The following is a 15,150-nucleotide window of genomic DNA, read 5'->3' as shown; positions in this document are numbered from 1 at the left end:
GTAATTAAAAATGACCATTCAATTCTTTGGCGCAGCCCGAACCGTAACTGGCAGCAAGCACCTCATTACAACCGCCAGCGGTACACAAGTTTTGCTCGATTGCGGGCTTTTTCAGGGTATCAATACGGATGAACTGAACCAGCAATTTGGTTTTGATCCAGCAAAGGTTGATTATATGGTGCTATCACACGCACACATCGACCATACGGGCCTGATCCCGCGGCTTGTTCGACAAGGTTATAAAGGGCCCATTTACACGACGGCCTCAACCATTGATCTCTGTGAAGTAATGCTCATGGACAGTGCCCGCATCCAGGAGCGCGATCTTGAACGCGTCAACGAACGGCGCAAACGACGTAATGAGCCAGCAATCGAAGCCTTATACGACGAAAAAGACGTACAGCAGGCACTTGACCAAATGCGGCCTGTCGACTACAATATGCCATTCGCTGTCTGTAATGAAGTAACAGGTTTGCTGACCGATGCTGGTCACTTATTAGGCAGTGCATCGGTTAGCCTGACTATTAAAGAAAACGGGGTCGAAAAGCACCTCTTCTTCAGTGGCGACATTGGTCGGCCTGACGATAAAATACTACGTTCACCTCAACCGTTTCCACAAGCCGACTATATCATTTGCGAATCGACCTACGGCGACCGGCTCCACGAAGCTGAACCCGATATGAAGGCGCATTTGCTACGTATCGTTCAGCAAACCTGCGTAGAAGGTCGAGGAAAACTTATTATTCCTGCTTTCGCGGTTGACCGCACGCAGGAGATCATTTATGCGCTGGATCAACTGTCGAGCGAAGGACAGTTGCCTCAATTATCCGTTTATATTGATAGCCCGATGTCGGTGAAAGCAACGCAGGTCATGCGGGATCATGAAGAGGATTTCAACCCTGAAATTCTGACTTATATTAAAAAAGATGGCGACGCGTTCGACTTCCCAAATCTGCATTATATCACAGATGTCGAAGAATCGAAGGCGATCAACAACAGCCAGGAGCCATGTATCATTATCGCGCCCTCAGGTATGGCCGAAGCCGGGCGTATTAAGCACCATATTAAGAATAACATTACCAAGCCAAATACGACTATTTTAATGGTTGGCTATGCATCTCCCAACAGTTTGGGCGGTGCCTTAAAACGAGGTGATAAAGAAGTGACTATTTTTGGTGAACGCTATCCGGTTGTTGCGCAGGTAGCCATTATGGATTCATTCTCGGCCCACGGCGATTACCGCGAGATGCTCCAGGTTTTGAGCTGTCAGGATGCCTCCCGTGTTCAGCGTGTTTTTCTGGTTCACGGCGAGTATGATAAGCAGCTAATCTGGAGGGATCATCTGCAGGTAGCTGGATTTCAGCATATCGAGATACCGGAAATGCGGGAGAAGGTTACACTGTAGTAAGGCTTAGAGGAAAGGTATATAAAAGAAATGCCCCTGGCTGCTAAAAACCGGGGGCATTTCTTTCCAGGAAAATGAGTTGTCATGTCAGGTAAAACGAGCACGAGCGAAAGGAACCCGTGAGAAACAGTGATTTAACACAACACGATATACTTTGCCAAATTGAGCGTAACACCACCGTTTAAGTTGCTTAAGCTCCTTAGGAATAAGCATTTTGATGGCTTTCGCCAGTTCTTTTTCAAAGAGGGATCTATCAAAACTTACCTTCTGAAGGATTGTTTTGATGTATTCAAGCATAGAGAGCATAATACGTCATTTTTCTAGTTAAGGAAGCCTATGGATATTAAAAGAGGTGACTTGGTTCGTTCTTATTAAGCGTAACGACTTATCCAGCAATTTGTTGCTTAAAATTACCAATGTTTTTTGACATATTCCGCAAATTTTTTGTACTATACTTTTATTGTGGATTTGCTGTTTTTGGGCAAGTTGCTGATAACGTTGCCACTATAGAATTAAGCGAAACCGATTTTCCGATTGAACGGTCTTTTACTATCTCAGTCATTATCGCCAATAGTGAAACGCGCCCAACGATCAACTTTCCAGATATCATTGGTTTTACGAAAAAGGGAACATCAGCAAGTATAACGACCAGTGAATTAAGCGGAAAAACAATTACTAATCAAGTAATTACGCAAAATTATCAGGCTCGTTTACCGGGTCGGTATCGCTTACCTCCTTTTTCCATAATCGTCAATAACGAAACGGTGGATTCCGAAGGTGCTATGCTTACGGTTCAGCCTTCATCGACAACTTCGCCACCGCTTAGTGCTACGTTAAGTACGAACAATATCGTGCCAACTGGCGCGGCTTTCCTGTCGCTCAGATCGTCGAAGGCAGTGATCTATACGGGCGAGGCAGTTGCGCTTGTACTGTCATTTTTCGTCGCAGATAATTACCCCTTTGAACTCAATTTCACGGCGCTCAATGCTCAATTGCAGACCATCATTAAAAAAGTACGTCCGGTTAATTCATGGGAGGAAAATCTGGCTATTAATGAGTTGAAGCCCATTCCGGCAATCATTAACGGAAAGAAATTTCGTGAGTACCGACTCTACCAGTCTGTCTTTTTTCCTCTGTCAAATCAGGTGTTGAGCTTGCCGGCTGTATCGCTTCAGCTAGGACGACGACCTGTTATTGGTCCACCACAGTCAGACGCCGAAAAAGTCGTGTTTACCAGCAAGCCGTTGACTATTGTTGTCAGGCCATTACCCATACATCCCTTACGGAGTCGAGTACCGATCGGAACGTTCCGGCTGGAAGAGCGGTTGGAACGGCAACGTATTGGTGCCGGGCAAAGTGTTCGCTATACGTTTACAATCGCAGGAATGGGTAATATTGCTACGCTCCCAGCCCCCACCATAGTGAATGAAAATACGGATGTTGATGTATTTCCCCCAGAAGAACGTCATGTACTTAGTCAGGATGGAAATCAGGTGACAGGTAGTAAAACGTTCACTTATTTTATTGTACCGCACCAAAATGGGGCGGTATCGTTGGCAAATCACTTTCAATGGATTTACTTCGACCCGCAAACCATACGTTATGATACCCTTCGGCCTCGATTGGTACTACAGGTAGGTGGCAGAAGTACACTGGATGCTACGTTATCAGCCTCAGGCAATGGTGAAATTGGTCAAGGCACGCCTGTTGGTAATTCGTTCTATACCGGTATCGAAGCCATGGACAGCTCCCGCCAGCCAATCAGTGTCTCGGCTTTGATTAGGGCTATAGCCAATGTGCTGATCGTGATAATGTTATTGGGAATGATTTTTGTGTTTATAAAAAAGTAGAGCTGCCAGGTATGAACCAAAGCGTAACAGTACCGGGCGAAATTCACCAGCATGAGCAGTACTTACGGAATACTATTCAAGATTTCTACATTCGGCGAATCGCACGGAACCGGTATAGGTGTTGTGATTGATGGATGTCCAGCCGGTTTGCCGTTCGACGTTGATTTCATTCAGCATGAACTGGATCGGCGCAAGCCCGGCCAGTCGCGCATTACGACCCAACGACGTGAAGCCGATGAGTTTGAAGTGCTGTCAGGTGTATTTGACGGTAAAACGCAGGGGACGCCCATTGCTATACTCATTCGCAATACCGACCAACGTAGCAAAGATTATGGCCACATTGCCGAACAGTTCCGACCATCTCATGCTGACTACACGTATCAGACGAAATACGGTTCCCGCGATTATCGGGGTGGCGGGCGGTCGTCGGCCCGCGAAACTGCAGCCAGAGTTGCAGCCGGCGCCATTGCCAAATTACTGCTGGCGCAACAGGGCGTTCAGATACAGGCTTATGTCTCGCAGGTTGGCAAGCTCAAACTTGAAAAATCATACACGGAATTAAATCTGGCCCTTGCCGAAGAAAATGCCGTACGTTGTCCCGATCCAGAGACGGCCGAACAAATGTTTCAGTACATTGACGAAACTCGAAAACGGGGCGACTCGATTGGGGGCATCGTCGATTGTGTTGTAACCGGTGTACCCGTAGGTTGGGGTGAGCCCGTCTTCGATAAGCTTCATGCCGAATTGGGCAAAGCCATGTTGAGTATTAATGCGGTGAAGGGTTTTGAATACGGAAGCGGGTTTGCTGGGGCAGAGTTGTACGGCTCCCAGCACAACGACGAATTTTACACCGATGAACAGGGTCGGGTTCGAACGAAAACAAACCAGTCAGGCGGAATTCAGGGCGGGATAAGCAATGGGGAAGATATCTACTTCCGCACAGCGTTCAAGCCCGTAGCTACGATTATGCAGGATCAGGATAGCGTTGACGTGAATGGGCAGCCGGTAACCGTTTCGGGCAAAGGTCGCCACGATCCTTGTGTCGTTCCCCGTGCCGTTCCTATTATTGAAGCGATGGCCGCATTGGTGCTGGCTGATATGTATCTCCGGAATAAGGTAGCGCAGGTATGAAAATGACTGAAAGTCTTATTTCTTTTTAAAAACGGCTTGCATAATGGCAAACCCTAAAAAAGCGAAACCAATCGCCTGGGCCGAAATGCCAATTGTCAACAACGTAGCGGTTGCTTCCCATTGATGGTTCTTGCCGTAAGCGCCCAACAGCGTTAAGGCAAGGCCCGATAGCCAGAACCCAGCTGCCAGAAGTATGTATTTATTTTTTAGCGTAACCATTGGTACGTCGATGTTGTTGAGACGGCTCCATTAAAACACCTTGAGCGCCCGTTTATCTTTTTGCTTTCTAGTGGGCTTTACGATGGCTATTTTGCTGCCGGGGCTAGTTATTGCCCAACCTGATCTAGCTCGGTTTTCGTTCCGCCGGGGACTGATGGGAACGCAGTTTAACGTTATTTTCTACGCGCCCGACAGTCTGATCGCCCAACGGGCCTACACAGCCGTTTCTGGCCGAATGGACTTATTGAACCAGATCATGAGCGATTATATGGATGGATCAGAGATCAATCGGGTATCGAAAACAGCTGGTTCTGGTAAATGGGTCCCGGTATCAGTAGACTTATTTAATGTATTACAAAAAGCTCAAACGATAGCCCACTTGTCGAATGGCCACTTCGATCCGACTATTGGCCCGCTGTCGTTGCTATGGCGTAGGGCCGTTCGCCGGAAGGAATTTCCAACTGCCAAAGAACGTCGGCTAGCCAGGCGGTCAGTGGGTTACAGGCTGCTGGAGCTGGATAGTACAACGCAATCAGTACGTTTACGCCGAGCCGGGATGCGCCTGGATGTTGGCGGTATTGGGCAGGGCTTTGCTATCGACGAAGCGCTGCTAGTCCTTCACCGATTCGGCATCCGATCTGCCTTACTCGATATTGGCGGAGATATTTTAGCCGATAATCCACCACCGGGCACAACTGGCTGGCGAGTAGGCCTTGGATCTGGTGAAGCTGGTGATGCGGACACGACAACGATTCTGCTGAAAAATGCAGCAATCACTACCTCCGGGGACACGTATCGTTTCCTGGAACATAATGGCCGACGTTACTCACACATCATGAATCCACGCTCGGGCCTGGGACTGAAGCACTTTGTTCGGGCAACTGTTTTAGCGCCTGATGGATACCATGCTGATGCGCTTACCAAGGTGTTCAGTGTAGCAGGTATGCGCAAAAGTCGTCGATTACTACGTCGTTTTCCGGGCGCCAAACTGCTCTTGCTGGAAAATAAACGAGGTCGGTTGCATAAATGGCAATCGACCTCGTTCTGACAACGTATTGAATGCCTACACCGTTACCGTTTTGCCTGGTACGGCAATTTGATAAAGACCGTTGGCATCAGGCAGGCTTTTGGGCATGGCATCCCACGCCAACGTAGTGGGAAATAAGTCAATTTGCGAATTTAAGGCTTCGTCCCACTTCACGACTTTGCCAGAGTACGTAGCCATACGGCCCATGATCGCGGTCATTGTGCTTTTGGCTACGCGTTCGGCGTCAGCAAATTTGTATTGGCCTTTGGCAATGGCATCGAACAATTCATCGTGTTCAATCTGATACGGATTGCCATCGGCTTTGGCATCGTGGGTGTACATTGGTTGCCCATTGTAACCCATCAAGGCGCTACTCTTCTTTTCCATTCCTTCAACTTTGCCTTTTGTTCCGAGGAACATTTCGTCTACCCGGCTGTAGGTGCCTTCGTAATGACGGCATTGGCTATTGATGGTTGTGCCATCCGCATAAACGAAATCGACGATGTGGTGATCAAAAATTTCACCGTAATCTTTTCCCGTCCGTACCTGCCGCCCACCTGTTCCCTGGCAGGATACCGGGTAGCTATTTTTCACCCAGTTGGCTACGTCAATATTATGGACGTGCTGCTCATTGATGTGATCGCCACATAACCAGTTGAAATAGTACCAGTTACGCATCTGATAATCCATTTCGGTTTGGTTTGGCTGGCGAGGCTTTTGCCACACGCCCCCGCTGACCCAGTAAACCTGTCCACCCACAATCTCGCCCAAAGCCCCATCGTGGATGCGCTTGATCATGTCGCGGTAGCTGGGCTGGTAACGCCGTTGTAAGCCAACCACTACGTTAAGTTTTTTCTTTTTGGCTTCTTCCGCAGCGGCCAGCACCCGCCGAATTCCGGGCGCGTCGGTTGCTACTGGTTTTTCCATGAAAACCTGCTTGTTTTGTTTAACGGCTTCTTCAAAATGACTCGGTCGGAAACCTGGCGGTGTAGCAAGAATCACCACATCCGCTAAAGCCATCGCTTGTTTGTAAGCATCAAACCCTACAAATTTATGATCTTCCGGTACGTCCACTTTGGGTGAACCGTCAGCTGCTTTAAGACCGCGCTCGGTCAAGGCTTTATAAGCACCATCCAAACGATCGCGGTAAGCATCAGCCAGTGCCACGATTTTGACATTCTGTTTTGTACTGAGCGCCTGTTGAGCCGCGCCAGTACCACGGCCGCCACAGCCAATGAGGGCCACCTTGATGGTGTCATTTACGGAGAAGTGATAGCCTCGATTTGGCTGGTCAGCTGCGTTAGCGCCGAAAGGGAGACTGCTTAAAAGTGCGCCACCTGTGAGTAAGCCAGAATTTCTTAAAAATTCCCGGCGATCCTGATTCGACTCGTTCTTCATGTTCTGGAGAAAATTTTCGGGTGAGAAAGTTGTCTGATACAGAAGTCTGTACGACTAATAATTTACTATTTAAATTGAAAATATAAAAGGCTGAAGTTTACCAAATCATATTTCAAATTCATTAATGTCAAGAAAAATTTGCACGAAATGAAGAGTTATTCCTATGTTTAACCTCAAAGCCAGTAGGTTTTACTTCAATCTCTTTATACGCTATACCTATGAAGAAATCATTTACTTATTCAGCGTGCTCAATACTGCTCTTTTGGTTGCTGAGTATCGCAGCATTAGCCCAAACGCGGATCGCCGGAAAAGTGACCGACGAGAGCAAAAAAGAAACCTTGTCGGGGATCAGTATTGTCGTCATAGGTAAGGTCGTTGGTACGATTACCGACCAGAAAGGCAATTTTTCATTTACAACAAACACGCCAACGCCGTTTACAATTGCTATATCAGCTGTTGGTTACCAGCGGCAGGAGTTCGTGATCAATGGTGACCGGACAGATCTTACCGTGAATTTGAAAGAACAGCCCATTCTTGGCCAAGAGGTAGTAGTAGCTGCGTCAAGAGTGGAGGAAAGCGTTATGCAATCGCCCGTTTCAATCGAAAAAATGGACATTCGCGCGATTCAGAACACGCCCGCGCCGAGTTTTTATGATGCTTTGCGGAACTTAAAAGGTGTAGAGATGTCAACGCAAAGCGTTACGTTTAGCAACTTCAATACACGGGGCTTTTCAGGTAATGGTAACACGCGAGTTGTGCAAATGATGGACGGTATGGATAACCAAGCGCCTGGTCTGAATTTTTCCGTAGCGAACATTGTCGGAATGTCGGAACTGGATGTTGAAAGCGTCGAATTATTGCCAGGAGCGGCTTCGGCTCTTTATGGGCCAAACGCTATCAACGGTCTATTGTTAACCACAAGTAAAAGCCCTTTTTTATATCAGGGACTTAGTGCTAATGCAAAGGTTGGTCTAATGAATGCCAGTAACCGAACCAAGCGATACAGCGAGGAGAAACTTGGCGCCACACCTTACAACAATTTCGCTATACGTTATGCCAAGGCATTTAACAACAAATTTGCCTTCAAAGTGAATGTAGATTATTTAACGGCTCAAGATTGGCAGGCGACTGATTATCGGGATCAAAGTCTGGTAAATGGAGCTGGTCTGTCGGGTACACGTGCCACAAACCGGGGTTATGACGGAATCAATATTTATGGCGATGTCGATCCTGGGTTCTCCCAATATCAAATTTTGAGAAGTGCGCTGGCACAGGCTACTCCGGGTTCGGGTTCTCCACTGTTGCCACTCAATCAGGGCATTATGCAATTAGCTACCCAGTTTGGACCAGCGGCTGGATTAACTCCCACGCAGGCTTACGATCGGGTGCTAACCGATTTATATTCTACTCCACTGGGCTTTAACTACACCAGAACTGGTTATCGCGAGCGTGACCTGGTCGACTATTCGGCTCGTAGCTTGAAGTTAAATGGTTCACTGCATTATCGAATCGGAGAAAATGCAGAAGCAATTTTACAAGCCAATTGGGGAACGGGAACAACTGTTTATACAGGTGCTGACCGGTATTATCTAAATAAATTTAACATAGGTCAGTATAAAGCAGAAATACGGGGTTCAAATTTCTTTGTTCGCGCCTATACAACTCAGGAACGGTCGGGCGATGCTTATGCGGTTGGTATTGCAGGACTAGGTATGAATAATACGTGGATAGTCGATCAAACAGCAAACGGTCCTGTTGTTAATACAGCACCAACAGCTACCTATTTTGGCACGGTGGCAGGTACGTATGCAGGTGTTAGTTTTCCCGCTTTTGTAACGGACCTTCAAACCCGTTTAGCCGTTCCTGGGGTAAATCCATTGGTGGCTTATCAGGGTGCAGTGTTGGCAAGTCAGGCTAATTCTGCTACCTATTTTAATCAAGTTCAGCAATTGGTTGGAAATGGACAGGTTTATAAGCCTGGATCGCCCGAATTCGAGGCAAAACTTCGGGAAGTTACCGGCAAAGCAATTCCGGGAGATGCTAATGGAGTAGGAGCCAAGTTTCAGGATCGTACCAATTTGTACCACACTGAAGCTATGTATAACTTTAATAAGGTTATTGATCCTAAAACAGCCGAGATTATTGTTGGAGGTAATTATCGGGTCTATGAGCTAAACTCTGGCGGTACCATCTTCTACAGCAACAATGGCAAAGAACCGACGATTAGCGAGTTTGGCTTATATGCACAGGTGCAAAAAAGTATTGCTGAAAAATTGCGGTTAACTGGTGCTTTGCGGTTTGATAAAAATGAGAATTTTAAAGGGCAGTTTAATCCACGTTTGTCGGCGGTATATAGTGTAGACCGGAATAACAATATAAGGGCTTCGTTTCAGACAGGGTTTAGAATTCCAACCACGCAAGATCAGTACATTGACCTCTTAACTCCCCAGGCTCGGTTAATTGGATCCTTGTCTCCTTTACTTCAAAAATATAATCTTACGCCAGCCAATACATTCACCTACGAATCAATTTTGGCTGGTCAGCCCAAAGCATATGACTTTCCCACCTTTAAGCCTGAACGCGTTTCCACTGTCGAGTTTGGTTATAAAGGTTTGATTAATAGGCGTTTATTGATTGATGCCTATTATTACAATAGTACATATCATGACTTTATTGGAACAGTCACCTTAATTCAACCGACAGGTGCCACCACGCGTAATGTGTATGCAATAACGAAAAATTATACGAGTCCTATCAAAACACAGGGTTTTGGTATTGGGTTGGATTATTCCCTGCCTGGTAATTTCCAGATAGGAGGGAACGTATCGAACAATACGTTAAATACGGGTGGTGTTAGCTTGTTCAGTAGTGAAATGAATAAAAATACGCTGGAAGACGGTTTTCAGGTTAGATACAACACCCCTAAATATCGCTATAATGTTAGCCTTGGAAACCGAAATATTATGGGTAGCGGTTTTGGCTTTAACATAGTTTATCGCTACCAAGATGCTTTTGAATGGCAGTCGTCGTTAGGAAACCCGAATATCAATATCACGTCTGATATCACTAATCGACCGATTATTGCAGCTTTTGGCACCCTCGACGCGCAAGTCAGTAAACGAATTTCTTCGATTCACTCGATCTTCAAAATAGGAGGCAGTAATATTCTTCAGAAAGAATATACTACCGGCTGGGGAAACCCGACAGTTGGGTCAATGTACTACGTTAGCCTGACGTTCGATCAGTTGATGAACTAGGAAATGAATCAGTTTATAAAATGCCCGGCTTTCCCCTAAAGGCCGGGCATTTTTGTTGTATCAGGCGTCTGGTCGGTCGAACTTTTAGGGCCATTCTGTCCTTAACCAAAGAAGCCTGCATCTAACGAATCTGTTATCTCGTACGCTATTGAGCAACGTTACGTCTTCTGATCAACTTCCCGACGCTCTTCCCCGGCGGTTAAATCTACTGCAAGGTACGGCCCTGAACATGATCGACATGGTCGGTATTGGACCATTTGTTGTTTTACCCTTAGTTATCAAAACGCTTGGTGGGCCGCTGTTTTTGTGGGCCTGGATACTGGGAGCCTTTGTATCACTGATCGATGCGTTTGTCTGGGCTGAGTTAGGAGCGGCTTTTCCTCAGGCAGGGGGCAGTTATAACTTTCTTAAGATTTCGTACGGTGAGCGACGATGGGGACGTTTACTATCCTTTCTGTACGTTTGGCAAACGCTCATCCAGGCTCCGTTAGTCATGGCTTCGGGCGCCATTGGGTTTGCTCAATATGCATCTTATCTGATGCCCCTGGACGAGTGGCAGCGTAAAGCCGTTTCGGGAGGAGTTGTCCTGATTATCATCGCTTTATTGTATCGAAAGATTGATTCAATCGGCAAAATTGGGCTGGTTATGTGGGGAGCGGTACTCCTGACGTTGGGCTGGATTATTGTTGGTGGATTGAGTAATGCCCGAATTCCATTAGCTGATACGTTCCAGTCCATGAGCTCGGCTAGTGGTGGACTCATCGCGGCTGGCCTGGGCCAAGCTTCCGTCAAGACGATTTACTGCTATCTCGGCTATTACAACGTTTGCCATCTGGGGAGCGAGATTCAGCGGCCCACACGTAACATCCCGGCCAGCATGTTCATTTCGATTGTGGGAATTGCGGGGTTGTATTTGCTGATGAACCTGAGTGTAGTAAGCGTAGTGCCGTGGCAAATTGCGCAAGACAGTAATTTTATTGTCAGTACGTTCGTAGAAACGCTATATGGACCTGGGGCCGCCCGGCTGGCAACAGTTTTAGTCTTGCTTGTAGCCTTTTCGTCGCTGTTTGCCGTTTTGCTGGGGTACTCCCGCGTACCCTATGCCGCTGCGGCCGACGGTCAGTTTTTTCGAATTTTTGCCAAACTACATCCGACGCGTCAGTTTCCATACGTATCACTTCTGTTTCTGGGTGGTCTGGGCTTTGTATTCAGCCTTTTGTTCCGACTAGGCGACGTAATAACGGCTATCCTGGCTATGCGTATTGTGATTCAGTTTGTTGGGCAGGCAATCGGTTTGCTGCTACTCCATCGTCGACGGGCAGCGTCGGAATTTCCTTTCCGAATGCCACTTTATCCATTGCCCGTACTCTTAGCGATCGGTGTTTGGCTGTTTGTTTTCTTCTCAACGGGTCTAACCTTTATGCTATCTGGCCTGACCGTTATCGGATTAGGCATCGTAGCGTTTCTGGTATCGGCTGGAGTCAGGAAACAATGGCCTTTCGAAAAAACGTAGCCTTCGGCTACACGGGTTTCCACACACACCCACGACCAAGACTATTTCAAAGCCTCAAACAGAATCTCTGCTGGATGTTTCGCTTTGCGGGACGTACCATCTTTAATCTGGTGACGGCAGGAGGTTCCGGGCGCTGCAATAATTACTTCGTCGGGCTGTTGACGCACCGTGGGGAACAAGACCAGTTCGCCTACTTTCATGGAAACATCGTAGTGCTCAGCCTCGTAACCGAATGATCCCGCCATACCACAGCAACCGGATGGAATCAATTGAACCGTATAATTTTTAGGTAGTGATAACGCTTTCTTACCGGGCACCTGCGACGAGACAGCCTTTTGCTGGCAGTGGCTGTGCAGCTTAACCATACGGCTTTCTTCGGTGAACTGATCCGGGTTGATACGGTTGGCATCCAGTTCACGGGCTATAAACTCCTCGAACGTCAGCGTATTTTCGGCAATGCGTCGGGCGTCGGCCATGAGTGATTCGCCGACCAAATCAGGGTATTCATCGCGGAAGGTTAAAATGGCCGATGGTTCCAGACCAACCAAAGGTGTTTCCGCAGTTACTACGTCTTTCAAGAGTTGAACGTTACGTTCAGCCAGTGTTTTGGCATATTTAAGCATGCCTTTTGATAGTGCTGCCCGGCCGCTTTCGCCATGTTCAGGAATCACTACGGTATAGCCCAGTCGCTCAAAAAGTTGGATCGCTTTCTGCCCAACTTCGACATCGTTGAAATTGGTAAATTCATCGCAGAAGAGAAGAATGGTACGTTGGGCAGAGGGCATAGGGGAAGAAAGACCATGCACCTCGCTGCTTACCCCCTGCCTCCTGCCCTCTGCCCAACGCCGTAACGTCGTGTTCTCCATCAACGGCATGGTTCGATCGGGGTGAAAGCCGACCATGCGGTTAGCAATCCGTCGGAGCGAGGGCGTTCCCAGTATACCATTCCAGGCCCAGGGGACAAGAGAAGCCAGACTCGACAGCCGGGCGAAGTTCGCTATTAGTCGAGAGCGGATCGGAACACCATTCGCATCGTAATAATGTTGTAAGAATTCGGCTTTTAACTTGGCTACGTCTACGTTCGATGGGCATTCGCTTTTGCAGGCTTTGCACGACAGACATAGATCATAAACGTCTTTGATTTCTTCGTGGTCGAAACGGTTTTCTTTCGGTGATCGGGTTAACATCTCCCGCAGGATGTTTGCCCGTGCCCGCGTCGTGTCTTTCTCGTCGCGGGTCGCCATGTAACTTGGGCACATTGTTCCGCCCGAAGCCTCGGTCTTTCGGCAATCACCTGAGCCATTGCACTGCTCGGCATGTTGCAGTACGTTCTGATCCTTGTATCGGAAATAGGTCTGAAATTCTGGTGTTTGCTGGCCCGCTTCATAGCGAAGAAACGTATCCATCGGGGGCGTTTCAACAATTTTTCCGGGATTGAAAATGCCGTCGGGGTCCCAGGTGTGCTTGATCTGCCGCATCAACTCGTAGTTGTGCGCTCCCACCATTTGTGGGATAAACTCACCCCGTAAACGACCATCACCATGCTCCCCAGATAGCGAACCATTATATTTCTTGACCAACGTAGCAATTTCTTCCGCAATCATCCGGTATTGCTGGTGACCTTCCTCTGTTTTAAGGTTGATGATTGGCCGCAGATGCAACTCGCCCGAACCCGCATGGGCGTAATGCACTGCATGCATATTATGAGCGGTAAGAATCTCATTGAAGTCACGAATAAATTCGGGCAGGTCGGCCACATCGACGGCGGTATCTTCAATAACGGCTACGGCTTTTGCATCGCCGGGAAGATTGCCCAATAGGCCTAATCCTGCTTTCCGGAGCGTCCATATCTTCTTGGTATCCTCACCAAAAAGTAATGGATAATGGTAGCCCATACCGGCTATCTGCATATCGGCAATCATCTCTGTCGCCAGCGCTTCAATCTCCGCTCGTGTACTACGTGAAAGGTCAACGACCAGAATAATCGGGAAATGATCGGTGGGTGTTTTCTGGACGAAAAAGCTGTTTTTACGTTGTTCAGGGTTGGAATCGGCCCGCTCCAGAATGATGTCGTCAATCAGTTCAACCGCGTAAGGCTTATATTTTAGGGCCACCAACGTTGCCCGTAGCGCTTCATCAATCGAATGGCAGTGTACACAAACCAGACCGCTTTCTTTTGGTGGTAGTGGCACTAAATTCAATTTAATTTCGGTTAGGAAACACAGCGTCCCTTCTGAACCCGCAATGAATTTTGCTATGTTAAATGGCTCGCCACCCGTTGTAAACGGTTCCATATCGAGCAACGCATCCAGCGCGTAACCCGTATTACGTCGTTCGATACTTTTCTTTGGAAAGTTGCGTCGTATTTCTTCCTGATTAGCTGAGTCGGATAAGATAGCGTTTGTCTTAAGCAGAATTTTGTCGGCTAGCGTCGCCGATCCGTTCTTGCGGCTTGCTTCACTTACTGATTTCTTTAAATCCCAACCGCTCATTGGACCAAATTCTACTTCAGAGCCATCAGCCAGCAAGGCTTTAACCGCCAGTGTGTGTTCTCGTGTAGCCCGGTAGACAACGGAATTCGAGCCGCAAGAATTATTACCGACCATACCGCCAATCATGGCTCGATTGGCGGTCGAGGTTTCAGGGCCGAAATACAGACCGTAAGGTTTCAAAAACTGGTTTAGCTCATCACGGATGACACCAGGTTGCACCCGTACCCAGCGCTCCTCCGGGTTGATTTCCAGAATCTTGGTAAAATGTTTCGACACATCGACCACAATACCACTGCCTACTACCTGACCCGCCAGTGACGTACCGGCTGTTCGTGGAATTAATGAGGTCTTATATAAGCGTGCAAAAGCAATCAGTGTCTTTAGGTCATCAAGTGTTTTGGGTATGGCTACGGCAGCGGGCATTTCCCGATAAGCAGACGCGTCGGTGGCATATAAAGTGCGGTACGTATCGTCGTAGAAAAGGTCGCCGGATAACTGACTGGCTAAGTTATTGAGAGGTTCTGCACTCATAAAAGCATATAGACTACGTAGTAATACGTAGCCTCTTAAAATAGAGAGACAAAAATAGCTGTAAATACTACAAATTTTTTGACTGGGGACTTAAAAAATGCATAATCTCGAATATTGGTAAATTTATAAATAAGTAACAGAATATTATAGGGTAATAACTTGGTAGATAGGCTGAAAGCGCTTTAAAGCTGTTTCTTTATGTTAGAATAATTTATTTTGACATTACTTATTTAAGAAATATTATGATACGATTTTGATGCTAAGTGCCCCAATTTTAACCTGACACCTCTTGTATTTTGATTATAACATGATGTAATTCGCCGAATG

General features: G+C 47.2%; 10 protein-coding genes. 6 read left to right on the top strand and 4 right to left on the bottom strand.

Going from position 1 to position 15,150, the window contains the following annotated elements; translation table 11 throughout:
- Nucleotides 1–10: 10 nt before the first annotated feature.
- Complete coding sequence (locus tag ACYVEA_RS22730) at nucleotides 11–1,405, top strand: MBL fold metallo-hydrolase RNA specificity domain-containing protein (RefSeq protein WP_461115732.1); 1,395 nt, start codon at nucleotides 11–13, stop codon at nucleotides 1,403–1,405.
- A gap of 87 nt (nucleotides 1,406–1,492) precedes the next feature.
- On the opposite strand, the gene ACYVEA_RS22725 is transcribed toward ACYVEA_RS22730, so the two are convergent.
- Nucleotides 1,493–1,711 (bottom strand): hypothetical protein, encoded by a 219-nt coding sequence (locus ACYVEA_RS22725; RefSeq protein ID WP_093825526.1) that lies wholly within the window; start codon nucleotides 1,709–1,711, stop codon nucleotides 1,493–1,495.
- Nucleotides 1,712–1,821: 110 nt separating this feature from the next.
- Here ACYVEA_RS22725 and ACYVEA_RS22720 point away from each other — a divergent pair, with 110 nt between their 5' ends.
- Both ACYVEA_RS22720 and aroC read left to right on the top strand, forming a co-directional pair.
- Nucleotides 1,822–3,255, top strand: coding sequence for a BatD family protein (locus ACYVEA_RS22720; protein ID WP_461115731.1), 1,434 nt, complete (start codon nucleotides 1,822–1,824; stop codon nucleotides 3,253–3,255).
- Nucleotides 3,256–3,306: 51 nt separating this feature from the next.
- Nucleotides 3,307–4,386 carry a chorismate synthase gene (gene aroC, locus ACYVEA_RS22715; RefSeq protein ID WP_461115730.1) on the top strand — a complete coding sequence of 360 codons (1,080 nt, stop codon included), beginning with the start codon at nucleotides 3,307–3,309 and terminating at the stop codon, nucleotides 4,384–4,386.
- Between the two features lie 15 nt (nucleotides 4,387–4,401).
- On the opposite strand, the gene ACYVEA_RS22710 is transcribed toward aroC, so the two are convergent.
- Nucleotides 4,402–4,605 carry a hypothetical protein gene (locus tag ACYVEA_RS22710; RefSeq protein WP_461115729.1) on the bottom strand — a complete coding sequence of 68 codons (204 nt, stop codon included), beginning with the start codon at nucleotides 4,603–4,605 and terminating at the stop codon, nucleotides 4,402–4,404.
- A gap of 40 nt (nucleotides 4,606–4,645) precedes the next feature.
- Between ACYVEA_RS22710 and ACYVEA_RS22705 the strand changes: the two genes are divergently transcribed.
- A complete protein-coding gene (locus tag ACYVEA_RS22705; RefSeq protein WP_461115728.1) occupies nucleotides 4,646–5,653 on the top strand; it encodes an FAD:protein FMN transferase in 1,008 nt (335 codons plus the stop codon).
- 15 nt (nucleotides 5,654–5,668) lie between these two features.
- Here ACYVEA_RS22705 and ACYVEA_RS22700 read toward each other — a convergent pair whose 3' ends face one another.
- Nucleotides 5,669–7,030 (bottom strand): Gfo/Idh/MocA family protein, encoded by a 1,362-nt coding sequence (locus tag ACYVEA_RS22700; RefSeq protein WP_461115727.1) that lies wholly within the window; start codon nucleotides 7,028–7,030, stop codon nucleotides 5,669–5,671.
- 218 nt (nucleotides 7,031–7,248) lie between these two features.
- On the opposite strand from ACYVEA_RS22700, the gene ACYVEA_RS22695 reads away from it, so the two are divergent.
- Nucleotides 7,249–10,287 (top strand): TonB-dependent receptor, encoded by a 3,039-nt coding sequence (locus ACYVEA_RS22695; RefSeq protein ID WP_461115726.1) that lies wholly within the window; start codon nucleotides 7,249–7,251, stop codon nucleotides 10,285–10,287.
- A gap of 148 nt (nucleotides 10,288–10,435) precedes the next feature.
- Nucleotides 10,436–11,800, top strand: a complete 1,365-nt coding sequence (locus ACYVEA_RS22690; protein WP_461115725.1) for an APC family permease — start codon at nucleotides 10,436–10,438, stop codon at nucleotides 11,798–11,800.
- 41 nt (nucleotides 11,801–11,841) lie between these two features.
- On the opposite strand, the gene ACYVEA_RS22685 is transcribed toward ACYVEA_RS22690, so the two are convergent.
- Nucleotides 11,842–14,823, bottom strand: a complete 2,982-nt coding sequence (locus tag ACYVEA_RS22685) for an FAD-binding and (Fe-S)-binding domain-containing protein (RefSeq protein WP_461115724.1) — start codon at nucleotides 14,821–14,823, stop codon at nucleotides 11,842–11,844.
- Nucleotides 14,824–15,150: the final 327 nt, after the last annotated feature.

Source organism: Spirosoma jeollabukense (genome assembly GCF_054777855.1).
Note: the sequence above shows the minus strand (reverse complement) of the source record. Positions and strands in the feature narration are given on the sequence as shown.

Excerpts from the sequence above, each read along its gene's own strand:
- ACYVEA_RS22730 (WP_461115732.1), top strand. The coding sequence starts at position 11 with ATGACCATTCAATTCTTTGGCGCAGCCCGAACCGTAACTGGCAGCAAG.
- ACYVEA_RS22725 (WP_093825526.1), bottom strand. The coding sequence starts at position 1,711 with ATGCTCTCTATGCTTGAATACATCAAAACAATCCTTCAGAAGGTAAGT.
- ACYVEA_RS22720 (WP_461115731.1), top strand. The coding sequence starts at position 1,822 with ATGTTTTTTGACATATTCCGCAAATTTTTTGTACTATACTTTTATTGT.
- aroC (WP_461115730.1), top strand. The coding sequence starts at position 3,307 with ATGAGCAGTACTTACGGAATACTATTCAAGATTTCTACATTCGGCGAA.
- ACYVEA_RS22710 (WP_461115729.1), bottom strand. The coding sequence starts at position 4,605 with ATGGTTACGCTAAAAAATAAATACATACTTCTGGCAGCTGGGTTCTGG.
- ACYVEA_RS22700 (WP_461115727.1), bottom strand. The coding sequence starts at position 7,030 with ATGAAGAACGAGTCGAATCAGGATCGCCGGGAATTTTTAAGAAATTCT.
- ACYVEA_RS22695 (WP_461115726.1), top strand. The coding sequence starts at position 7,249 with ATGAAGAAATCATTTACTTATTCAGCGTGCTCAATACTGCTCTTTTGG.
- ACYVEA_RS22685 (WP_461115724.1), bottom strand. The coding sequence starts at position 14,823 with ATGAGTGCAGAACCTCTCAATAACTTAGCCAGTCAGTTATCCGGCGAC.